This is a genomic window from Rhizobium sp. RHZ02 (genome assembly GCF_014851575.1).
Classification (GTDB): domain Bacteria; phylum Pseudomonadota; class Alphaproteobacteria; order Rhizobiales; family Rhizobiaceae; genus Rhizobium; species Rhizobium altiplani.
The window spans coordinates 467,378-488,662 of record NZ_JACUZX010000002.1 but is presented as its reverse complement, the minus strand read 5'-3'; the positions used below and the strand labels follow the sequence as shown (position 1 = coordinate 488,662).

The 21,285-nt window shown below is 60.5% G+C and carries 26 protein-coding genes and 1 pseudogene; 16 read left to right on the top strand and 11 right to left on the bottom strand.

Features of this window, described 5'->3' with window-relative positions; genetic code table 11:
• Positions 1–82: 82 nt before the first annotated feature.
• From IB244_RS05250 to IB244_RS05240, 3 genes are all read left to right on the top strand, one after another.
• A complete protein-coding gene (locus IB244_RS05250) occupies positions 83–1,834 on the top strand; it encodes a cation:proton antiporter (RefSeq protein WP_169681341.1) in 1,752 nt (583 codons plus the stop codon).
• 121 nt (positions 1,835–1,955) lie between these two features.
• Entirely contained in the window at positions 1,956–2,552 is a 597-nt protein-coding gene (locus IB244_RS05245; protein WP_018857816.1) for a YqaA family protein, read from the top strand.
• Between the two features lie 18 nt (positions 2,553–2,570).
• Complete coding sequence (locus IB244_RS05240) at positions 2,571–3,083, top strand: disulfide bond formation protein B (RefSeq protein ID WP_018857815.1); 513 nt, start codon at positions 2,571–2,573, stop codon at positions 3,081–3,083.
• 21 nt (positions 3,084–3,104) lie between these two features.
• Here the strand turns inward: IB244_RS05240 and IB244_RS05235 are convergent, their stop codons facing one another.
• Together IB244_RS05235 and IB244_RS05230 are read right to left on the bottom strand one after the other, a co-directional pair.
• Positions 3,105–3,662, bottom strand: coding sequence for an HNH endonuclease (locus tag IB244_RS05235; RefSeq protein ID WP_007790722.1), 558 nt, complete (start codon positions 3,660–3,662; stop codon positions 3,105–3,107).
• A 111-nt stretch (positions 3,663–3,773) separates the two neighbouring features.
• Positions 3,774–4,460 carry a DNA-3-methyladenine glycosylase family protein gene (locus IB244_RS05230; RefSeq protein WP_113472148.1) on the bottom strand — a complete coding sequence of 229 codons (687 nt, stop codon included), beginning with the start codon at positions 4,458–4,460 and terminating at the stop codon, positions 3,774–3,776.
• Here IB244_RS05230 and gluQRS point away from each other — a divergent pair.
• Entirely contained in the window at positions 4,459–5,340 is an 882-nt protein-coding gene (gene gluQRS, locus IB244_RS05225; RefSeq protein WP_018857813.1) for a tRNA glutamyl-Q(34) synthetase GluQRS, read from the top strand. The genes IB244_RS05230 and gluQRS overlap by 2 nt on opposite strands.
• On the opposite strand, the gene IB244_RS05220 is transcribed toward gluQRS, so the two are convergent.
• Positions 5,305–6,219: a YihY/virulence factor BrkB family protein gene (locus IB244_RS05220; protein ID WP_018857812.1), complete on the bottom strand. Its 915-nt coding sequence runs from the start codon at positions 6,217–6,219 to the stop codon at positions 5,305–5,307. The genes gluQRS and IB244_RS05220 overlap by 36 nt on opposite strands.
• A 77-nt stretch (positions 6,220–6,296) precedes the next feature.
• Between IB244_RS05220 and IB244_RS05215 the strand changes: the two genes are divergently transcribed.
• The 7 genes from IB244_RS05215 to IB244_RS05185 all read left to right on the top strand — a co-directional run bounded on the left by IB244_RS05215 (position 6,297) and on the right by IB244_RS05185 (position 11,707).
• On the top strand, positions 6,297–7,130 hold the full coding sequence (locus tag IB244_RS05215) for an SDR family oxidoreductase (protein ID WP_018857811.1): 834 nt from the start codon (positions 6,297–6,299) through the stop codon (positions 7,128–7,130).
• A 20-nt stretch (positions 7,131–7,150) separates the two neighbouring features.
• Positions 7,151–7,354: a twin transmembrane helix small protein gene (locus tag IB244_RS05210; RefSeq protein ID WP_018857810.1), complete on the top strand. Its 204-nt coding sequence runs from the start codon at positions 7,151–7,153 to the stop codon at positions 7,352–7,354.
• A gap of 25 nt (positions 7,355–7,379) precedes the next feature.
• Positions 7,380–7,958 carry a cob(I)yrinic acid a,c-diamide adenosyltransferase gene (locus IB244_RS05205; RefSeq protein WP_018857809.1) on the top strand — a complete coding sequence of 193 codons (579 nt, stop codon included), beginning with the start codon at positions 7,380–7,382 and terminating at the stop codon, positions 7,956–7,958.
• Positions 7,959–8,000: 42 nt separating this feature from the next.
• A complete protein-coding gene (locus IB244_RS05200) occupies positions 8,001–8,789 on the top strand; it encodes a rhomboid family intramembrane serine protease (protein WP_192303279.1) in 789 nt (262 codons plus the stop codon).
• Positions 8,790–8,960: 171 nt separating this feature from the next.
• Positions 8,961–9,722 (top strand): electron transfer flavoprotein subunit beta/FixA family protein, encoded by a 762-nt coding sequence (locus IB244_RS05195; protein ID WP_169681343.1) that lies wholly within the window; start codon positions 8,961–8,963, stop codon positions 9,720–9,722.
• Between the two features lie 25 nt (positions 9,723–9,747).
• Entirely contained in the window at positions 9,748–10,677 is a 930-nt protein-coding gene (locus IB244_RS05190) for an electron transfer flavoprotein subunit alpha/FixB family protein (protein ID WP_169681345.1), read from the top strand.
• Between the two features lie 148 nt (positions 10,678–10,825).
• Positions 10,826–11,707: a 3-hydroxybutyryl-CoA dehydrogenase gene (locus IB244_RS05185; protein WP_113470294.1), complete on the top strand. Its 882-nt coding sequence runs from the start codon at positions 10,826–10,828 to the stop codon at positions 11,705–11,707.
• 92 nt (positions 11,708–11,799) lie between these two features.
• Here the strand turns inward: IB244_RS05185 and IB244_RS05180 are convergent, their stop codons facing one another.
• The 5 genes from IB244_RS05180 to IB244_RS05160 form a co-directional block, all read right to left on the bottom strand.
• On the bottom strand, positions 11,800–12,330 hold the full coding sequence (locus IB244_RS05180; protein WP_018857804.1) for a hypothetical protein: 531 nt from the start codon (positions 12,328–12,330) through the stop codon (positions 11,800–11,802).
• A gap of 274 nt (positions 12,331–12,604) precedes the next feature.
• A complete protein-coding gene (gene arsK / locus IB244_RS05175; protein ID WP_113470293.1) occupies positions 12,605–13,801 on the bottom strand; it encodes an arsenite efflux MFS transporter ArsK in 1,197 nt (398 codons plus the stop codon).
• Positions 13,776–14,204 carry an arsenate reductase (glutaredoxin) gene (gene arsC / locus IB244_RS05170; protein WP_113470292.1) on the bottom strand — a complete coding sequence of 143 codons (429 nt, stop codon included), beginning with the start codon at positions 14,202–14,204 and terminating at the stop codon, positions 13,776–13,778. Before arsC ends, arsK begins: the two co-directional genes overlap by 26 nt.
• Entirely contained in the window at positions 14,201–14,902 is a 702-nt protein-coding gene (locus tag IB244_RS05165) for an aquaporin (protein ID WP_113470291.1), read from the bottom strand. Before IB244_RS05165 ends, arsC begins: the two co-directional genes overlap by 4 nt.
• Before the next feature lie 30 nt (positions 14,903–14,932).
• Positions 14,933–15,286: an ArsR/SmtB family transcription factor gene (locus tag IB244_RS05160; protein WP_018857800.1), complete on the bottom strand. Its 354-nt coding sequence runs from the start codon at positions 15,284–15,286 to the stop codon at positions 14,933–14,935.
• 42 nt (positions 15,287–15,328) lie between these two features.
• Between IB244_RS05160 and IB244_RS05155 the strand changes: the two genes are divergently transcribed.
• Positions 15,329–15,844: a DUF6428 family protein gene (locus IB244_RS05155; protein WP_018857799.1), complete on the top strand. Its 516-nt coding sequence runs from the start codon at positions 15,329–15,331 to the stop codon at positions 15,842–15,844.
• Positions 15,845–15,886: 42 nt separating this feature from the next.
• Positions 15,887–16,135 carry a hypothetical protein gene (locus tag IB244_RS05150; protein ID WP_113470289.1) on the top strand — a complete coding sequence of 83 codons (249 nt, stop codon included), beginning with the start codon at positions 15,887–15,889 and terminating at the stop codon, positions 16,133–16,135.
• 254 nt (positions 16,136–16,389) lie between these two features.
• Here IB244_RS05150 and IB244_RS05145 read toward each other — a convergent pair whose 3' ends face one another.
• The gene (locus IB244_RS05145) at positions 16,390–17,214 is read right to left on the bottom strand and encodes a LysR substrate-binding domain-containing protein (RefSeq protein WP_312867203.1); all 825 of its coding nucleotides are present in this window, start codon (positions 17,212–17,214) and stop codon (positions 16,390–16,392) included.
• Between the two features lie 209 nt (positions 17,215–17,423).
• On the opposite strand from IB244_RS05145, the gene IB244_RS05140 reads away from it, so the two are divergent.
• Together IB244_RS05140 and IB244_RS05135 are read left to right on the top strand one after the other, a co-directional pair.
• Complete coding sequence (locus tag IB244_RS05140) at positions 17,424–17,753, top strand: cupin domain-containing protein (RefSeq protein WP_246733630.1); 330 nt, start codon at positions 17,424–17,426, stop codon at positions 17,751–17,753.
• Between the two features lie 456 nt (positions 17,754–18,209).
• On the top strand, positions 18,210–18,890 hold the full coding sequence (locus IB244_RS05135) for a redoxin family protein (RefSeq protein WP_192303277.1): 681 nt from the start codon (positions 18,210–18,212) through the stop codon (positions 18,888–18,890).
• A gap of 82 nt (positions 18,891–18,972) precedes the next feature.
• Here the strand turns inward: IB244_RS05135 and IB244_RS05130 are convergent.
• Positions 18,973–19,117: pseudogene (locus tag IB244_RS05130) on the bottom strand (TlpA family protein disulfide reductase); the annotation flags it as partial.
• Positions 19,118–19,242: 125 nt separating this feature from the next.
• Here IB244_RS05130 and IB244_RS05125 point away from each other — a divergent pair.
• Positions 19,243–20,616 (top strand): hypothetical protein, encoded by a 1,374-nt coding sequence (locus tag IB244_RS05125; RefSeq protein ID WP_192303276.1) that lies wholly within the window; start codon positions 19,243–19,245, stop codon positions 20,614–20,616.
• Here the strand turns inward: IB244_RS05125 and tlpA are convergent.
• Positions 20,594–21,256: a thiol:disulfide interchange protein TlpA gene (gene tlpA, locus IB244_RS05120; protein WP_113470286.1), complete on the bottom strand. Its 663-nt coding sequence runs from the start codon at positions 21,254–21,256 to the stop codon at positions 20,594–20,596. The two genes, IB244_RS05125 and tlpA, sit on opposite strands and share 23 nt — an antisense overlap.
• Positions 21,257–21,285: the final 29 nt, after the last annotated feature.

The following is a 21,285-nucleotide window of genomic DNA, read 5'->3' as shown; positions in this document are numbered from 1 at the left end:
ATTGGCCCGACGCGGCAAATCAACTGTTTAATTTCTTCGGCGTTTCGGCCACACTGCGCCCGCCAAGAGGGAAAGCGCACGCGTGCATCAGGAAGTATCGCTTATTGCAACAGTTGCCGTGAGTTTCGTCTGCGCGGCGATACTCGGCTATCTCGCCGATCGAGTGCGTCTGCCGCCGCTTGTCGGATACTTGTTTGCAGGCATCGTGATGGGCCCTTTGACGCCCGGCTTCGTCGCTAATGCCGAGCTTGCCAGCCAGTTGGCGGAGATGGGCGTCATCCTGTTGATGTTCGGCGTTGGCTTGCATTTTTCGACCGCCGACCTGCTTGCCGTGCGCGGGATTGCCGTGCCGGGCGCAATCGCGCGGATCGTCGTCGTTACCCTGCTCGGTATCGGGCTCGCCAGCTGGTGGGGCTGGAACCTTGGGGCGGGAATCGTCCTTGGACTCAGCCTGTCAGTAGCAAGTACGGTTGTGCTGTTGAAAGCCCTGGAGGAGCGGAACCTGCTCAACTCCGCCAGCGGCCGCGTCGCCGTCGGCTGGCTGATCGTCGAAGACCTTGCCACGGTCCTGGCACTGGTGCTTCTGCCTGCCGTCGCCGAATTGCTCGGTGGTCATGCGACCGCGGGCGGCCTTGCACACAACGCCGGGCTGCCGCTTCCGCTGACGATAGCGCTGACGCTGGTGAAGGTTGGTGCCTTTGCGGTCATGGCAATCTTTCTAGGGCCGAAGATCGTCCCTTGGCTCCTGACGCTCGTGGCGAGAACCGGTTCGCGCGAACTTTTCACCCTGACGGTCCTCGCAATAGCGCTTGGCATCGCGTTCGGCTCGGCGAAAGTCTTCGGCGTTTCGTTTGCGCTCGGCGCCTTCTTCGCAGGCGTGGTGATGAGCGAGTCCAACCTCAGCCATCGGGCCGCAGCCGATTCGCTGCCGCTTCAGAACGCCTTTTCGGTGCTGTTCTTCGTCTCGGTCGGCATGCTGTTCGATCCGTCGATCCTGGTGCGGCAGCCGATGGCTGTCATCAGCGCGCTGGCGCTGATTGTCGTCGGCAAGACCATCGTCTCCTTCCTCATCGTCGTCATGCTTCGCTATCCGATCGGCATGGCACTGACCGTGTCAGGCGGACTGGCGCAGATCGGCGAATTCTCGTTCATTCTCGCCAGCCTCGGCGTTTCTCTCGGGCTGCTGCCAAGTGACGGGCAGGACATCATCCTCGCATCCGCCATCATTTCGATCACGCTCAATCCGCTCGTCTGCTTGGGTGCCGAAGCGCTGCATACCCATGTGCACACCAGATGGCCGGTGCTCAGCAATCGCTTCGGTCGCCGCCGGCACGAGGCACTCGGCCGCGAGCTTGAAAAAATCCGAGCGATCAACGAGGCCCGCGAGCACAAGCATCAGCTCGAGATGGAAGAACTTATCGAAACCTTCCCGCTGTTTGCCAAGGTCGATGAAGATTCGCAGGAGGAGTTGCTGCTCCTCTTTCGGCCGAAATCGGCCTTGCCGGGCGAACGCGTGGTGCGCAAGGGCGACCGAGGCGATGGCATGTATTTCCTGTCATCGGGCGCAGTGGAAGTACAGCTACCGGGCGAGCCGATCCGGCTGGAGCCGGGCGCGTTCTTCGGCGAGATGGCGCTGCTCAGCGGCGGACGACGCACCGCGGACGTCGTTGCCGTGGATTTCTGCCAGTTCTTTGTGCTCGAAAGACGTGATTTCAACATGTTCACGGCAAAGCATCCCGTTCTGCGTCAGGCCGTCAGCGAAATGGCGCGCGAACGAACCGAAATGAACGTCATGCGGCAGAAGACAGATCAGCCCTCCAGCGTCGACTCCTGAGCTCATCGCCGCCGTTTGATCACGAAGATTTTTGGCACGTCACCCTACGAACGACACAGCAAGCATTTACAGCGGCGCAGACGCCCCATAAAGCTCATGCGCTCGAAGCGAAAGGATCGGAATGCTCCGCAGACTCTACGACTGGACCATGTCACTCGCGGGCCGGAAATCGGCCGAAGTCTGGCTCGCCGTTATAGCCTTCGTCGAAAGTTCTGTCTTTCTGGTTCCTGCCGACGTTCTCTACCTGCCGATGGGGCTCGCAAAGCCGGAACGCGCCTATCGCTACGCGCTGGTCGCAACCGTTGCATCCGTCCTGGGCGGCATCGCCGGCTGGGCGCTCGGCTACTATGCCTATGATGCGATCGCTCGCCCGGTTCTGGAATTCTACGGAAAGCTTGGCGCCTTCGAGCAGCTCAGGCTCTATATCCACGATGAGTGGGAAATCCTGCTGTTGCTGCTCGTCACCTCCGGCCTGGCGCATCTGCCGCCGATCAAGGTCGTGACGATCCTTGCCGGCGTCATTCACATGAACCTCGGCTTCTTCGTTATTTCCGCGATCATCGCACGCGGTGCCCGCTTCTTCTTCCTCGCCTGGCTGCTGCGCCGCTATGGCGAGCCGATCCGCCACTTCATCGAGAAGCGCCTTGCGCAGGTTACAGGCATTGTTGCCGCCGTCGCCATCGCCCTCGGGATTGCCTATAAACTACTTGCCCACTGAGCTATTCGGAGTCCGTTCATGCCTGCCTCGTTTTCCCTTGCTCGCCCGGTCGTCGGCTACTCGCTGGTGCTCGCACTAGGCATGGCGGTCGTCGTCGGAACTGCGCTTGGTTTTCAATATATCGGCGGCTACATCCCCTGCGCGCTCTGCCTGCTGCAGCGCCAGCCCTACTATTACGGCATTCCGGTCGCGATCCTCGGCGCGGTTGCCTCCGCAGTCGGCCTTCCGAGCTGGATCGGCCGGGCATTCCTGCTTGCCGCCGGCATGCTTATGATTGTCGGCGCCGGCATGGGCGTTTATCACTCCGGTGTCGAGTGGCAGTTCTGGGAAGGACCGGCGACCTGCTCCACGACGGCAGGCAGCATGACGCAGAATGCCGGCGACCTGCTGGGCGAGCTGAACAGCATCAAGGGCCCCTCCTGCACAGACGCCGCGTTGCGCGTCCTCGGCCTCTCCTTCGCAGGCTGGAACGTGATCACAAGCCTTGTCCTGGCGGCTTTCGCCTTCGTCGGCGTCCGTAAGACGGCCTGAGCCTGTCTGAGTAGAGACTGATCAGGGCTGCAGTTCGCTATCCCAGTAGAGGTAGTCGAGCCAGCTGTCGTGCAGGTAGTTCGGCGGGAAAAGCCTGCCGTTATTGTGCAGGTCTTGCACCGTCGGCTGGTACGGCTTCTGATTCGGGAACATGCCTGCCTGCTTCGGCAGCTTGCTGCCTTTTCTCAGATTGCAGGGGGAGCAGGCAGCAACGACATTTTGCCATGTCGTTTCGCCGCCATGGGCACGCGGGATGACGTGGTCGAAGGTCAGGTCATCGTGCTCGCCGCAATACTGGCATTCGAACTTGTCGCGCAGGAACACGTTGAAGCGCGTAAAGGCCGGGTTGCGGGAAGGCTGGACATAGGTCTTGAGGCAGACGACGCTCGGAAGCCGCATCGAAAAACTCGGCGAAGATACCGAATGCTCATATTCTGCAATGATATTCACACGGTCGAGAAATACCGCCTTGATCGCGTCCTGCCAGGACCAAAGCGACAAGGGGTAATAACTCAGGGGCCTGTAGTCAGCGTTCAGGACGAGCGCTGGCAGGGCCTGGGGGGAGACTGCAATCGTCAAGGGACTCTCCTGATCGATTCGGCATCTGCCCTCTTATATTAGGCCGGTTGTGACGGCATTGTGAAGTCTAATAAATTCAGGCATCAATCCTTGTATTTACTGCACGGTCACTCAGTCGACCGGCAGCATACCGCGACCGAGCTTGACGGCGTAATAGGCCCAGAATAGCCTCGCCGCGATCGATCGCCACGGTGACCATCCACCCGCCATGAACGCCAGCTCGCGAGCAGCTGGGCGAGCGCCGAGATCGAATGCCGCAGCCACGGCGTTCTGCAGGGCGACGTCGCCGGACGGAAAAACGTCCGCATGGCCGCCGCAGAACATCAGATAGACCTCGGCGGTCCAGGGACCGACGCCTTTGAGAGCCGTAAGCTTGGCCAGCGCCTGGTCGGGCGGCAGCGCAGAAAGCGCTGCAAGGTCGAGACGGCCCGAGGCAACCGCCACGGCAATGCGCGACAGCGTTTCGGCCTTGGCGCGCGAAAGACCGAACTCCCGCCAGGCCTCCGGATGGAGAAGCACATAATTATCAGCCGTCAGCACGCCTTCGCTCGGCCGCATCCGTTTCCAGATCGCTTCGGCGCTGGCTCTCGACACCATTTGCGAGACAATAATGTGCGCGAGCCCCTCGAATCCCGGTTCGCGCAGCCGCAAAGGAAGCGGGCCAGTCTCGGCCGCAATGGCAGCAAGTCTCGGATCCAGGTGAAGCAGCTTCTCCAGCCCTTCTCTCACGTCATCGTCGCTGCGAATGATCAACACGCTTCCTCGCGATCCCATCGAATCCGTGGCAGAAGAAAGCATGACCGCGATTCCCCGTCAAAAGCCTGTCTTTCGTTTTGCGCCAAGCCCCAATGGCCCGCTGCATCTTGGCCATGCACTTTCTGCCTTTCTGAACAGAGACATGGCGGCGTCCGCAGGCGCACGCTTTCTGCTGCGTATAGAAGACATCGACCTGACGCGCTGCACACCCGAATTCGAGGCCGGCATTTACGCCGACCTCGAATGGCTCGCCATAGACTGGGAACGACCCGTGCGGCGGCAGTCGGAGCATTTCGCCGAATACCAGTCGGCGCTTGACCGGCTGGTCGACCTCGGCCTCGCCTATCCCGCCTTCATGACGCGGGGAGAGATCAAGACGCGCGTTGCCGCCGCCGAAGCCAATGGCACCCCCTGGCCGCGAGACCCCGACGGCTCGCCGCTCTATCCCCCCGACGATCGTCAACGCGCCGATTTCGACCGACGGCAGCTTCTCGCATCAGGCGTGAAACACGCCTGGCGGCTCGACATGAGCAAGGCTTTGGAGGCTGCCGGCGAGGCTCTTTTCTGGGAGGAAACAGGATACGGCGACCGTGGCACCATCGCCGCAAATCCAGGCGCGTGGGGAGACGTTGTCCTGTCGCGGTCGGATGCGCCGTCGAGCTACCATGTCTCGGTCGTCCTCGATGACGCGCTGCAGGGGATCACCCATGTGGTCCGTGGGCTCGATCTCTTTCACTCAACCTCGGTGCATAGATTGCTGCAGACGCTGCTCGGCCTGCCGGCGCCTGTCTACCATCACCATCGCCTGATCACCGATGAGGACGGACGCAAGCTTTCGAAGAGCCGAAGCGACACGGGGCTTTCCGAACTTCGCGACCGCGGCCTGTCACCGGCCGATATCCGTCACCTTGTCGGGCTTTGACGCCTTGGCCTGACCTCTGCCCAGGAAATTGTTCTTGAAGATCGCACGCACGCGGAACTTCAGGAGGGCGGCATTGATCTCGGCGCCGACAATGAAGATGACGCCGACCATATAAAGAAAGATCAGCACGATCATCACCGATGCCAGGCCGGCATAGGTCGCCGTATAATTGGCGAACGTCGCGAGGTAGTACGCGAAGATCAGGGCTCCCACCAGCCAGAGCAGCAGCGTTACCAACACGCCTGGCGCCACGTCGAATACCCGGCGCCGGCCCGCCGGCAGCCATAGGTGAACGACGAAAAGGCCGATAGTCAGCATGAACAGCGTGCCGTAGACGCGCCAGCTGAAAACAACCTCGAGCGTGTCGGCAAACAGCGGAAACCAATAGCGCGCGTAGTTCAGGGCAATCGGCACCGCCACCAGCAGGACGCTGACGGCGGCGAAAATGACCACGGCGATCATGACAAAACCAAGGCTTGCCAGGCGGGTGAGATACCACGGCCGCGTTTCCTGGACACGATAAGCGCGATTGAGCGAGATGCGCAGCGCCTCGACTCCGTTCGAAGCGAAGTAGGCCGCCGCCAGCACGGACACGGTCAGCAGGCCGCCGCGCGGTATCGTCAGAACCTGGATTACCTGATCGACAAGCGGCTTGGCGATCGCCTCGGGCCAGGTGTCGAAGATGAGATGTATCGCCCTGTCCGAGAACTGGTCAGCGCCCAGGAAGGTCGCCAGTGTCGTCCCAAAGATTAGAAATGGAAAAACGGCGAGAAGCGTCGACAACGCGACATGGCTCGCCATCGCGAAGCCGTCATCCTCTATAAGGTGGCAGATAGCGTCGTAGACCACATCATAGAAGATGCGCATTATCTTCGGCATTCCGTCTCCCGGCTTTGATCGTTGTGTCGCCCGTTCGAATATGGGAAACCACTCCTATTTTGTACAGGAATCATTCCATGTCGGATCAGCGCACCATCATCGTGACCGGATGCTCTTCCGGGATCGGCGCGTACTGCGCCCGCGCGCTGAAGGCCGATGGCTGGCGGGTCTTCGCCACCGTGCGCAAGTTCGATGATCTGGCCGCCCTCCAAGCCGACGGCATCGAGGCCCTCCGCATGGACTATACGCGGCCCGATACGATCTCGGATCTCGTGCGCGACGTCAGCGAGCTGACGGGCGGACGCATCGACGCGCTGTTCAACAACGGCGCCTACGGGCAGCCCGGCGCCGTCGAGGACCTGCCGACCGAGGCTCTGCGCGCCCAATTCGAAACGAACGTCTTCGGCTGGCACGAGTTGACACGTCAGGTCGTGCCGCTAATGCGCAAGCGTGATCAGGGGCGGATCGTCCAGTGCTCGTCGATTCTCGGTGTCGTGCCGTACCGCTTCCGCGGCGCCTATACCGCCTCCAAATTCGCTCTCGAAGGCCTCAGCATCAGTCTTCGCATGGAACTGCAGGGTAGTGGCATTCACGTGAGCCTGATCGAGCCGGGCCCGATTGCGTCTCGCTTTACGGCAAATGCGCTCGTAAAAATCCACGAGCACATAGACGTCAGGAACTCGGTCCATGCGGCAGATTACCGCCGCCAGCTTGCGCGTCTTGACGGCTCGGGGCGCCCCAATCGACATAAGCTTGGTCCGGAAGCCGTTTATACCGTACTGAAGCACGCATTGAACTCGAACAATCCGAAACCACATTACCCCGTAACCACGCCGGCAAAGCAGGGCATGGTGTTGAAAAGGCTGCTGCCTGCAGACCTTTTCTATCGCCTGATGCGCTGGGTGGACTAATCAGGAAAGCCAAAGCCAGCATGTCCACGGTCACCTATATTCTCGCGATTATTGTCATGGGCATTGTCGCCATCGTACTGATTCGCGGTCTTTTCAACATGATGAAGGGCGGCAATCCGAACCTTTCCAACAAGCTGATGCAGCTGCGCGTGCTCCTGCAGGCGATCGCAGTGCTCCTCATCATGCTGACACTCTGGCTGACCGGCGGCGGCCGCCCTAGCTAAGGCGGAGAAAAAGAAGGGGGTAGACATGGTAAGGCTCAACAAGATCTACACGAAGACCGGCGACGACGGCACGACGGCCCTGGTTTCCGGGCCGCGTCGGCTGAAATACGATCTGCGTGTCGAAGCCTACGGCACCATCGATGAAGCCAACTCCGCGATCGGCGTCGCGCGGCTTCACATGCAGGGCATGCCGGTCCTGGACCGAATGCTGACACTGATCCAGAACGATCTCTTCGATCTCGGCGCCGATCTTGCAACGCCGGACGATGGCAAACCGCCCGCACACGAGCCGCTGCGTATCGTTGAAAGCCAGGTCTCGCGGATCGAGAACGACATCGACGAATTGAACGCTGACCTGCAACCTTTGAGATCTTTCGTGCTGCCGGGCGGTCACTCGGCTGCCGCTCATCTTCACCTCGCCCGCACGATCGCGCGCCGCGCCGAGCGGCTGATGGTCGAGCTTGCCCGCACGGATGGCGAGGTCGTCAGCGATGCCGCGTTGAAATACGTCAACCGCGTTTCGGACTTCCTGTTTGTCGCGGCCCGCCACGCCAATGACCGCGGCCATGCGGATGTGCTTTGGGTTCCGGGAAAAAACAGGTAGGCTCCTTCCCGACTATGTGGCGCGAACGCCGGGGCAGGCTTCATGTTCATACCGCTGCACGATGCCAATACGCTGAAGCATATCAAGGTCCAATGGGTGACGATGGCGCTGATCGCGGTGGATTTCGCGGTTTGGCTATTCACCGGGGTGGTCGCCAACGAGTCCGCGTCGCAGGCAACGATTGTCGGCCTGGGCTACATTCCCGCGGTTGCGTTTAACCACGCCAGGCTGGCGCCGGCGCTGGCCCTTATCCCGGAACCGCTAACCTACATCACCTATTCCTTCGTGCATTCCGGCTTCTGGCACCTTGCGCCGAACATGGTTTTCCTGTGGGTCTTTGGCGACAATGTCGAAGATGCGATGGGGCACTTCCGCTTTCTTATTTTTTATCTGCTCTGCGCGGCCGCCGGCGCTCTCGTCCATGGCCTTGTGGGGCCGACATCGGAAGCGCCGCTCGTGGGCGCCTCGGGCGCGATCTCAGGCGTGGTCACCGCCTACGTCGTCTTGCATCCCCGCGTGAAGGTCTGGGTGCTGGTGCTGATGCGCGTCCCGCTGCCCTTGCCGGCCTTCGTGCCGCTCCTTCTCTGGATCGGCCAGCAATTCGTGATGCTGGTCTTGGAACCCGACGGCAGCATCTCCTGGGGCGCCCATGTCGGCGGCATCGTCGCCGGCGGCCTGTTGGTCCTTCTGATGCGTCGCCGCGGCGTCCCGTTATTCGATCGGGAGGTCGTCACGCCCAGGGCTGTCAAAAACCGGCCAGCCGCCAACCCGACGATGGTCGTGACGCCCGGCCAACAGCTGCGCCCGCGCCTGCCTTGGAACAAGCAATAACTCCAATATTGACGTGAACGTAAGCGTAATATATCCACGGGATCAATTTGCCTATCTGCGCCATGGAAGCGTTGTGTTTGGAGGAAAAACGCGTATCCATGTCGCCATTCGACAATCGGAGCAGCGCCGAAACGCGCATTTTCTTGGCGAAAGAGTTGAAGGAAGGACCCCATGAAAATTCTCGTCCCCGTGAAGCGGGTGGTTGATTACAACGTGAAGATCCGCGTGAAGCCGGATGGCACAGGCGTCGAACTCGCGAATGTGAAGATGTCGATGAACCCGTTCGACGAGATCTCGGTCGAGGAAGCGCTGCGGCTGAAGGAAGCCGGCAAGGCCGAGGAGGTGATCGTCGTCTCGATCGGCCCGGCCAAGGCCGAAGAGACGCTGCGCACAGCACTTGCCATGGGTGCCGACCGCGCCATCCTGGTGGAGACCGACGATGCCGTCGAGCCGCTCACTGTGGCCAAGATCCTCAAGGGCGTCGTCGACGCCGAACAGCCGGGCTTGATCATCACAGGCAAGCAGGCGATCGATGACGACAGCAACCAGACCGGCCAGATGCTGGCGGCCCTGCTCGGCACGGCGCAAGCGACCTTCGCCTCGAAGATCGAGATCGAAGTTGCTGGCCCTGGGGGCAAGGCCCAGGTGACCCGCGAGGTCGATGGCGGCCTGCAGACGATCGAGGTCAAGCTGCCGGCCGTCGTCACATCAGATCTGCGCTTGAACGAGCCGCGCTACGCCTCGCTGCCGAACATCATGAAGGCGAAGAAGAAGCCGCTCGACAAGAAGACGCCGGCCGACTTCGGCGTCTCCACCGCGCCGCGTCTGAAGGTCTTGAAGACCGAGGAGCCGTCCGGCCGCAAGGCGGGCGTCAAGGTCAAGTCGGTCGCCGAGCTGGTCGAGAAGCTTAAAGTCGAAGCCGGCGTGCTTTAAAGGTTCGAGAAAGGGAGATATATCCATGGCCATTCTTCTTCTGGCTGATCACGACGGCAGCCACCTTTCAGACCAGACCGCCAAGACGCTGACGGCTGCCGCCAAGATCGGCGGCGAAGTGACCGTGCTTGTCGCCGGCGCCGGCGCCAAGGCCGCGGCCGAACAGGCTGCCAAGCTCTCGGGCGTGTCCAAGGTGCTGGTTGCCGAGGACGCAAGCCTTGCCAACAATCTGGCCGAGCCGCTGGCCGCCCTGATCGTTTCGCTGGCCGCAAGCTATGATACGATCATCGCCGCCGCCACCTCGACCGGCAAGAACGTCATGCCGCGCGTCGCCGCCCTGCTCGATGTCGCGCAGGTCTCCGAGATCATCGAGGTGGTTTCGGCTGACACCTTCAAGCGGCCGATCTATGCCGGCAACGCCATCCAGACGGTGCAGGCGACCGACGCCAGACGAGTCATCACCGTGCGTACCGCGTCGTTCGCCGCCGCTGCCGAAGGCGGTTCTGCCCCGGTCGAAGCTATTGCGGCCGCGGCCAACCCTGGCCTGTCGAGCTTCGTCAAGGACGCGCTGTCGGCCTCCGACCGTCCGGAACTGACGTCTGCGAAGATCATCATCTCCGGTGGCCGTGCCCTCGGCTCTGCCGAGAAGTTCAAGGAAGTCATCCTGCCGGTCGCCGACAAGCTCGGTGCTGCCGTCGGCGCCTCGCGCGCTGCCGTCGATGCCGGATACGCCCCGAACGACTGGCAGGTCGGCCAGACCGGCAAGGTCGTCGCTCCTGATCTCTACATCGCCTGCGGCATCTCAGGCGCCATCCAGCACCTCGCCGGCATGAAGGATTCGAAGGTCATCGTCGCCATCAACAAGGACGAGGAAGCTCCGATCTTCCAGGTTGCCGACTACGGTCTCGTCGCCGATCTCTTCGAAGCACTGCCGGAACTGCAGAAGGCGCTCTGATGCGTGCAGATGCCCTTATTTCGCACTTGCGAATGACTGGAAAATTATCTTTTTAAGGGCTACTACTTCTGCCGGGCGATCATTTGCCCGGCAGTTTTGTTAGAAAAATGCGGCAGCGCGGCGGCGCATGCCGAGCGGGGGTTTGGAGATGAACGCGGTGTTGAAGACGATTGGCATTATCGGCGCAGGCCAGATGGGTTGCGGCATCGCGCAGGTTTCGGCAGATGCAGGCTATAAGGTCCAGCTCTACGATCTCTCCGAGGAACGCGTCCAGCACGGCCTGGCCACCATCAACGGCAACCTCGCCCGCCATGTGACGAGCGGCAAGATGACGGACGAGGAGCGTTCCGCCACCCTCGCCCTGATTTCCGGCTCCTCCGACATCAACGATCTTGCCGCGTCCGATCTCGTGATCGAAGCCGCGACCGAAGACGAAAACGTCAAGCGCAAGATCTACGCCCAAGTGTGTCCGGTCCTGAAGCCGGAAGCAATCCTTGCCACCAACACGTCCTCGCTCTCGATCACCCGGCTCGCTTCCGCCACCGACCGCCCCGAGCACTTCATGGGCATCCATTTCATGAATCCGGTGCCGGTCATGAAACTCGTGGAACTGGTTCGCGGCATCGCGACGGACGAAGTGACCTTCGCAACCGCCAAGGACTTCGTCGCCTCGCTGGAGAAAACGGTGACGGTCGCCGAGGATTTCCCGGCCTTCATCGTCAACCGCATCCTGTTGCCGATGATCAACGAAGCCATCTACACGCTCTACGAAGGCGTCGGCAACGTCGACGCCATCGACACCGCCATGAAACTAGGCGCCAATCATCCGATGGGGCCGCTGCAGCTTGCCGATTTCATTGGCCTCGACACCTGCCTGTCGATCATGCAGGTGCTGCACGACGGCCTGGCTGACTCGAAGTATCGCCCCTGCCCGCTGCTGGTGAAATATGTCGAAGCCGGCTGGCTCGGCCGCAAGTCCGGGCGCGGCTTCTACGATTATCGCGGCGATACGCCGATCCCGACCCGCTGACGCCAACCGATCTCGACGATCCGCACGGTCTCGTTTCATTCTTGCCGTTCGAAGGTTGTCCGCCGAAACTGATGAGCTGGCGAAACCAGAACCTATGCGCCGCGAGCATCGCGCTTCGCCTGCGAAACGGCGCTCGCCTTCCGCAGTCTACCGCGCTCCATGGGGCGGATGAGATCTTTGCGCTTTGTGCTTTCGATCGAGTGCATGCCTGCGTGGGCCTGCCGCGTGTTAAATGACTCGTCCTTCTCGCTTTTCGCTTCTTTCCTTCGTGCCAACGCGGCGCGCATGTTCTCGACCATCTGAATTTTAGCAAGCATTCGACGCCGGCGGGCCTGTTCCGCGTTCACGCTGCGCACGCCCATGGCCAGAACTTCGAGTTTGCCTCTCGTGCCTGTATCCTTGCGTGCCGGTGTCGCCCCTTTGGGTTGCGCCTTGCCTCTCATTTCCCTGCGCTGTCTGTTCGCCTCGCTTTGCGCACGATCGCGCCTTTCACGGATTCGCTTGGCGAGATCAGAGAGATCTGTATCCGACAAATCCTGCATTGCCGGATGGTGAGTCTTTTGAACGAGCTGCCATTCGTCCGCCGTTAGCAAACGCTCTGCCTGCTTGCGCGAAATTGCCATCTACGCCTCCTACGCTATCGCATCAGTACACCGACTTGGTTCGAGAGGGCTCGCTGCGCACCAGCAAAGCGAGCTAGAGCTTCGAAAGCTTGGTTCGGTCGCGGGTCCAACTTATCCGCGCGACTGTGTCCGATTCACAAACCTAGCGCTGACGGCAAGGTCGGCAATAGACTTTCAGTGTCGCTAGTCGCACGGTCACTGCGATAGAAGTACTCCAGGTTGCCGGCGTTCGCGACCCGGCCACGGCTTCCGGTCGGCGGTGCGCCAACCGCAATTATCGCAACGCCGGGATGGAAAGTAGCGCGATGATGGAAAGCACGCCTAAAGCAGCGGCCGTGCCGAGTGACTGTGTGATGCCGAAGTTCTCCATCGCAAAAGCCAGGACGAACGGCGCAAGCGCCGACAGGATCAGCCGCGCTGCCATCATTCTCCCTTGCAGCTTGCCGTAACCGTCGCTGCCGAAGAGATGCAGAGGCAGCGTACCGCTGACGATGCTCAGCAGGCCATTGCCCATGCCGAAGATCACGGCGAAAGCCATCGCACCCGGCACGGACGGAGCCGTGAACAGCAGCACCAACACGCCGCCCGGAATCAGCATGGCCGCGATCACCGCCAGATGGATTGCCGGCAGGTTCTTACCGAAGACCATGTTGATCAGCCGGCTACTGACCTGCGATGGGCCGAAGAGTGTCCCCACGAGGGCAGCGGCTCCGCCGAGTCCAAGGCCGGACAGTAGTGGCACCAGATGCACCAGCGTGGCCGAACTGACGAGCGACATCAGTGATAAGCCGCTGACCATGATGGCAAAGCCGAGCCGGCGGCGAGCAGGTGGCAAGATCCCCTCCACTCGCTGGGCGGCGACCAATGCCGCCGTCGTCCGTTGCGTGCTCCTGCTGCGCGACAGCCATGCATGGATCGGCAGGCAGATGGCCAGGTTGAGAACGGCGAAGATCAGATAAACGTTCTGCCACGTAAGATGCGCATTCAGCGCCGCGGTGATTGGCCAGAAAATCGTCGAGGCAAAACCGGCAATCAGCGTCAGATAGGTGATGCTGCGGGATGCAACCTGTGGCCGGATCTGCACAAGCAGCGCGAAGGCTGCGCCGTACTGAACAAGGTTTGCGGCAACTTCGACGGCGATGAGCGCGGCAACAAACACGGCCTTGTCGGGCGCGAGAGCGCAGGCGGCCAGAGAGACAGCAGCAATAAAAGAGCCCGTAGCCATCACCCGGCCGGCGCCGATCCGGTCAAACAGCGCTCCCAACCACGGAGCCGTCAGGCCGCCGACCAGAAGCGCCGCAGAGAGAGCGCCGAAGACCCATTCCTTCGACCAGGCAAACTGCGCGGCCATATCGGGAGCAAGAATGCTGAAACTGTAATAGAGGGTGCCGTAGCCGATGATCTGTGTCACACCGAGCGCCAGCACGGCCAGAAGCGGCACGCGTTCAGACAAGGCGTTTACCTTGGGCATCGAGAACCTGCTGCCCGTCTTCCTTGGCGAACGGACCTTTGTGGGTGCCGGGCAGGATAACCAGGACGACCTCCGAAGGCCGGGCGAGGCGCGTGCCCAGCGGGCTGATGACGAAGGGACGGTTTATCAGGATCGGGTCCTTCAACATGGCATCGAGCAACTCGTCATCGGCCAGGTCAGGGTTGTCGAGTCCGAGTTCGGCGTAGGGCGTATCTTTCTCGCGGATCGCGGCACGGACGGTCAGGCCTGCATCCGCGATCATCTTGATGAGTTGTTCACGGCCCGGCGGATCTTTCAAGTATTCGACGACCACAGGTTCGATGCCCGCATTGCGGATCATTGCCAGCGTATTACGCGAGGTGCCGCATTTCGGATTGTGATAGATCGTGACGTCGATTGTCATGGCGCAGGTTCCGTTTCAGTCAGTGATTGAGGATTGCGAGCTTCCATCAGCAGCCAACTCGCCAGCAACAGCGCCAGCAATGCGCCGAGGATTTCCGCGACAATAAAACCCGGCAGATCGACCGGGCGGATGCCGGAAAAGGTGTTCGTCAGCGAGCGGGCGATAGCGACCGCAGGATTGGCGAATGAAGTCGAAGCGGTGAACCAGTAGGCCGCCGTGATGTAGAGGCCGACCAGCCATGCCACCGCATCGGCACGAAAGCGCAGACCGGCGAGGATGACGAAGACGAGGCCGAACGTGGCAGTCACTTCGGCCAGCCACTGCGCGCTGCCGGTGCGGATGGTGGTCGAGACCTGCAGCAGAGGCAGTCCGAACATGGCATGCGCGAGCAGCGTTCCGGCAACGCCGCCAAGGATTTGTGCACCGATATAGGCCAGAGTAGACATGGCAGTCAGCTCACGGCGCAGCGCGAAAACCAGCGACACGACCGGATTGAAGTGAGCGCCGGAAATCGGCCCGAGGATGGTGATCAGCACAACGAGGATCGCCCCCGTTGCCAGCGTGTTGGCGAGCAGCGCAAGCGCCGTGTCCGTCGTCAGTCTGTCCGCCATGGTGCCCGAGCCGACCACGGTTGCGACCAGAAGAGCTGTGCCCAACGCCTCCGAGGCAAGGCGACTGGAGAGCGGAAAAGATGTCATGGCCTCAGGTCCCGGACTAGATCAGGACGTTCATTGAATTTTTCCCTTGCCGGGCGGGCAGCAGGCAGCGATTTCCGCAGCCGGCGCACAGATTTCCAGATGGCCGGCGCAGCAGTCTTCCATCAGGAAGCGCACGAGGCCGCCGAGCGCATCGTAATTGGCGGTGTAGATGATCGAGCGGGCTTCGCGCTGCTGGCTGACAAGGCCCGCCCGGTCCAACTCCTTCAGATGGAAGGAAATGTTCGAGGGCGATAGTTCGAGCTTCTCCGCAATCGTCCCGGCGGCCATGCCCTCGGGGCCGGCAACGACGAGCATGCGGACGATCTGGAGGCGGGTCTCCTGAGACAGCGCGCCGAACGAAGCGAGGGCTTGACGTTCATCCATAATTCAATAATCCTTGAAATGTTGAAACAAGGAGTACCTCAGATGAATGCGATCGACAAGGCCCTGTCTTCAGATATCAGCCTCGGCCTTCTGCTTGAGGCCCTGGCAACGTCTCCAGATCTGCCTCTGGCGTTCCGCTACGACGGTCGGTTGGCGAAGCCGGGCTATCACGTCACCGAGGTCAAGGCCGGACAGTTTTCGGCACTCGACTGCGGAGCCAACCCGGAAGCTTGGGCGGAGACTTTCGTTCAGCTCTGGGATATCGAGGAGGGCGACCGCACCCACATGCCGGCCGGCAAGTTCGCCGCCATCATTCGCAAGGTTTCCGAACATGTGCAGCTTGATGGCTCGGCGAAGCTGACCTTTGAGGTAAGCGATGGTGTGCAGCCGATGCAGCTCTATTGCGCCTCGATCCCGGTCATCAGCAACGGTGTGGTGCAGGTTGAACTCCTTCCCCGCGCGGCAAGCTGCAAGCCGCGTGACCGGTGGCTGGCGAAGCAAGCCCAAGAGACGGCCTGCCGCGGGCCGGCGAATGCTGCTACCAAGTGCTGTGGCTAAATCCACCACTGACTGCTTGCGACGGATAGGAGACGCTGACGGATGATCGGAGCGGCAACGGCGTCACCCGTCACCCGAAGACTGAAAATCGCGGCCTTTGCCGGCGAAACCGTCGAGCGTCGGCGGTTGCCGTCTTCGCCCTTGGAGGAAAGCCAGCGATCAGCTTGCGACCCAAAGAATGCAAGCCAGCCCGGCGAAGAAGACCGCAAGAACGAGTGCAAGCCTGGCGAAGATCCAGCAATCGTCTGCTCGATCGAAGGCAACCTCGTGCTTATCGGTGTGCCCAGATGATTGCGCTTGAGCCGCCTGACGCGATTGCACCGCGACGTAAAGTAACCACCAGCGACCGTACATCGCCTCATCCTTCCAGCAAAACTGCATGACTGTTCAAGCGGCCAGATGATCGACCGCACCGGCTAAGATTATCGGTGCGGGCATATCTTTTCGATTGGATGGACGGGCACCCGATGTAAGCATCGCATAAAGGACGGTGATGGACTTCGCTGGCGCGATCCTGCTTTGGCCCGCTTGGCGCCGGCTTGCCTTTAAATGGGGAACCCCAACTCCGAGACCGTCGTCACGATCAGCGATCGCATCCACAGATGCGCTCGATCCTGGTCGTAGCGGGAGTGCCAGTAGAGGTTCACGTGCGGCGCGGGAACATCGATTGGCGGTTCGAAGACCATCAGGTCGAGCTGCGCCTTGACCGCTCTCGCAAACTGCACGGGCACCGCCGCGACATGCGAGCCGGCGGCAACGGCGAGCGCCACGCCCTGAAAATGCGGGAGCGCAAGCGTCACGTTACGACGAAGCCCGTGCGACTTCAGAGCCTCGTCCACCATGCCGGAAAGCGTCCCATCGATCGAACGTATAGCATGGGGCAAGCGGGAAAAGAGATCGAGCGGAATCTGTCCGCCGTCCGGAATCGCTGCAATGGCCTCGTTGTTTCGTGATGCGATGATGACGAAGGGCGATTGAAAAAGCAGCGCGCTTGATACCCAATCCGGTAACTCGAGCGGACGCTCGAGGGCCATATCGACCGCATTCTCTTGAAGCAGCCTTGCGACGTCGCCCCTGGCGCTATCAAGCAAACGCAGGCGCACATTCGGCGCTTGTTCGTGCACCTTTCGCGCCAGCTGGGGCATCAACAGCATGGAAAAGAAGTCGGCCCCCAACAGCGTGTAGGTCCGATCGAGTTCGCCTAGTTCCAGGCCGCGGACCGAGCGGATCATTCCCTCGATTTCCGCGAGCGCCAGGCGGGCCCTTTCACCAAGTTCGACTGCCCTGGGCGTGGGCAGCATTTCGTTTCCCTGCCGCACGAAAAGATTGTCGTTGAAGAGGTGGCGAAGCCTGTTCAACGCCGCACTCACGGCCGGCTGACTGAGACCGATACGATCCCCGGCACGCGTGACGCTTCACTCCCGCATCAAGGCATCGAAGACGCGCACGAGGTCAAGTCGAGACCATTGAAATTCATGGCGTGGATTCAGTCCATACGATCATTGGATTGGATCGGAGTCAGGCTCCGACGCTAAAAACCGCTCATTCGTAAGCACTTCAAATCCTGGAAGGATCAGAGATGAACATGAACACCCATCCGCGGTCAAATGGCGAGCTTCGCTGCTTTGGCAATACGCTCGTCGCCATCCGGTTTTCATCCCTGGCAAGCGATGACAAGATCAGCGTCATCGAGCATTGGATGCCATGGGGAGAGACGCCGCCTCTGCACGTTCACCATCGCGAAGATGAAGTTTTCCATTTGCTCGAAGGCGAGATGCGCTTCCAAATCGGGCAGCGAGAGGTTCGCGCCAGCGCGAGGCAGACACTGGTTGCTCCGAAGGGTATCCCGCACAGCTTTCGGGTCGAAAGTGTCGCCGGCGCCCATTGCCTGACGATCACGTGGCGATGACTTCGAGACAATGCTGCGGCAGGCAAGCCAGGTCGCCGACAAGGCGAACTTCCCGCCGCGACCGCCCCGTCTCCCGAGATGATCGACGCGCTCACGCGCTGCTGCGCCGAAAACCATATCGCGATCGTCGGGCCGCCGCTCTCCTAAGGCGACGTCCCCACCTACCTTTGATCAGCGCCTTCTCGTCGCTATCCCAGGCGGCGGGCCGTTCATGTGGAGATCTGGCCGCCCTCGCCGCCGTCCAACAGGCGCCCCGCAGAGCTAGACCAGTTTTGCTGTTTAGCGCTTGCTCGTCGGCCAATGTGGGGCCATTCTCAGGATCGATCCTGGCGGTTCGCCAAGACGAGAGGTCAGGCCTGCAACGCTGAATCTCGACCTCGGCAGCGCCCAACGCGGGCTCGACTTCAAAGCACTTGTCGTGGTGCCTTTCTGATCCCCGCGGCGAGGAGGTTGTTTATGTCTGTGTGCCATGTCGAACATCTGTTGCAACCGGGCGACCAAGCTCCGAACTTTGTGCTGGATGCAATCTCACGCGAAGGGAAGATCGCACTTGATGACTTTCGCGGCCGCAGCCCGCTATTGATCGGTCTGTTTCGGGGCCTGCACTGTCCGTTCTGCCGTCTCCATGTCGCAGCTATGGCACAGCTCAGCTCGGCGCTGCGCGAGAAAGGCATCGAATCCCTGGTCGTTGTAAGCACCCCGGTAGAACGCGCGCGACTCTATTTCCGTTACCAGCCGATACCCAATCTTTTTGCGGCATCCGACCCGGAACGGGATTTGCATCGCGCCTTCGGCTTGCCCGTCCTCGAGTTCACCCACAATGAGACCGACTGGCCATACAAGGTTGGAATGGACGTGGTCATGGCAATGCGGGTCGATCGACCGGGAGAGTTGCCGGAACCAATGGCCCCGCCCACAGCAGGTGATCTTCTCAACAAAAAGGACCGGTACGAATTTACGGAAGCCGATCGGCAGGTGAGCCTCGCCGGACATATGCAGCTTGTCGGTCACTTCTTGCTCGATCGAGAAAGTGTGGTGCGTTGGAGCTTCACGGAGGTCGAAGACGAGGGGCGAAATGTGTGCCAGGCGCTCAATCCCGAAGAGCTTCTGTCGGCAGCTTCTCAAATCGCAGATTAACAACGAAGAATTCAGAGTGGTGTAGCAGATGCCACCTAGCCCATCCGCTGTTCTGCACGCAAGCGGCCATAAGCCGCCTTGCCTACGACCCTATCGCTCCCTTGATCAGCGCCTTGGCATCGTCGCTGTCCCAAGCGGCGGGGGCCGTTCATGGCGGAGATCAAGCAGCCCTTGCCGTCGATCAAAAGCGTGACGGGGAGGCCTTCCTTCTTCAGGCTGTTGAAGACCTCGCCGCGGCTTCGACGGCCACCGCGACGAGCTTCTGGTTGTGTCCGCTAAATAAAGTCGCTCAAAAGCATATACGATTGCTGAAGGTTTATTGATTAGCCTTGGATCGAGCCGAGGGACATCGATGAACAGCACGAGCAAGAAAAGCGCTTCGAACGACATGCTGAAAAGGCTGGCGCAGCCAAATACATGGCTTCTTGCACTGGTGGCAGTGGTCGTGCCGAATTTGATCTTCCTGCTCGCAACTCCGTACTTTCTTGTCTACCGGCTGGTTTCGCCTCCCCTTTATTTCCTGGCAGCGATGATTTCCCTTTGGCTGCGGCCACCGTTTGTTTATGTCCTTTTCGGGCTCGTGGCGATTATCGACTTAAGCTTGGTGGTCGCAGTCATGTTCTACTTACCCCTGGCAACCGCCTTTCATACGATTCGCTATCTTGCATCGATCGATGTCGCCGCATCTGCTTTTTACATCGGCGCAATTTCTCTTTTTCTTTTCAACGCGCTTGGAACAGCTTGGCTCGTAAACCGGCATAGAAAGGCGCTTTGCGCTGCCTCGCCATTGCCCGCGGCCATCCTGGCCGCTGCGCTGCCCGTGGCAGATGGCTACGTCAATCGCTTATACGTAAAACAGCCTGCCTCACATTTTGAAAGTGCGATGGCACTGAACGGCCTTGATGCCGAAAGCATAACCAAGCGCAGACGGAACCTGCTGATCGTCATAGTGGAAGGGCTTGGCTCGTTTTCCGACCCCGGGATGAAAGCCCTCTTGGCCAGCAAATTTGAAAGTGCAGCAGTTAAAGCGGGCTACAGCGTACTCTCCGGCAGAAGCAACTTTGAGGGCTCAACCACCTCTGCCGAGTCACGCGAACTATGCGGGCGATGGGGGAATTTCACCGACTATCTGCGCGCCGAACAATACGACTGCCTTCCTCGACAACTTGCCGAAAGGGGTTTCGCTACAATCTCCTACCACGGCTATTCCAGCGAAATGTTCGATCGAGATGTCTGGTACCCCCGGATTGGCATAAAAGAATCCCATTTCCTCGACGACCTTGCACGCGATCGGCAGCTCTTCCCATCCCGATGCGGCAGCGTCTTCAACGGCCTTTGTGATGGCGAAGTTGGTGACGCAGTTCATCTCCGTCTTCTGGCCAAGAGCGCGCAGCCGATGATAGTCTACTGGTTGACGCTTAACTCGCACATACCCTACGTCGCGAAACCTGGCGGCCAGCTTCATTGCAGGACCAACGAAGCAATCATCAAGAACCAGCGCGTTTGCGAATTGACCGAGATCTGGGCAGAGGTTTTCGACAAGATTTCCGAGATTGCAGCCGATCCAAAGCTACCATCGACGGATATCCTCGTTGTCGGTGACCATACAACACCATTGTGGGAAAAGCGGGCGGCTGTCGCGTTTACGCCAGGCAAGGTCGACTGGTATTTTCTTCAAACGCGTCAAAGTGCTCAGACACAGCTTACGAACCTATCGCGCCCTTGATCAGCGCCTTGGCATCGTCGCTGTCCCAGGCGGCGGGGCCGTTCATCGCAGAGATCAGGCAGCCTTTGCCGTCGATCAAAAGCGTGACCGGCAGGCCGAAGGCGAGGCCTTCCTTCTTCAGGCTGTTGAAGACCTCGATCGTGTTGTCGCGGTAAAGCTGCAGCGCGTTTACGCCGATCTCGCTGAGAAAGGCCTTCGGCTTCTCGTCGTCGCCGGTGTCGATGTTGACGGGCACGACCTGGAACCTGTCGCTGCCCAGCTCCTTCTCGAGCGCGTTCAGCGCCGGCATTTCCTCGCGGCAGGGTACGCACCACGTCGCCCAGAGATTGAAGAGCACGGTCTTGCCGGCGAAATTGTCGAGCGTCATCGATTTGCCGTCCGCGCCCTTGAAGGAAACGGTGGTAAGCCTGCGGTGCTCGTCAGGAGCGACCATCGCCGCCACCTGTCCCTTGAGCAGCGGCGCGATTCTCGCGGCGATCTCCTTTGTCGCCGCGCATTCGCCCGAGGCCGTTTGCGTCCTGCCATTGCCAGACCCGGCTTCCCTGATGTAAACCGCTGCCGCACCGGCAATAATGCCTGCGACGGCCGCGATCCCGATCAGCTTCAGGGATGGCAGGCGCAGGGACTTTCTTGTCGTCATTTCATTCTCCGAGACACGCGTTCTTCAAG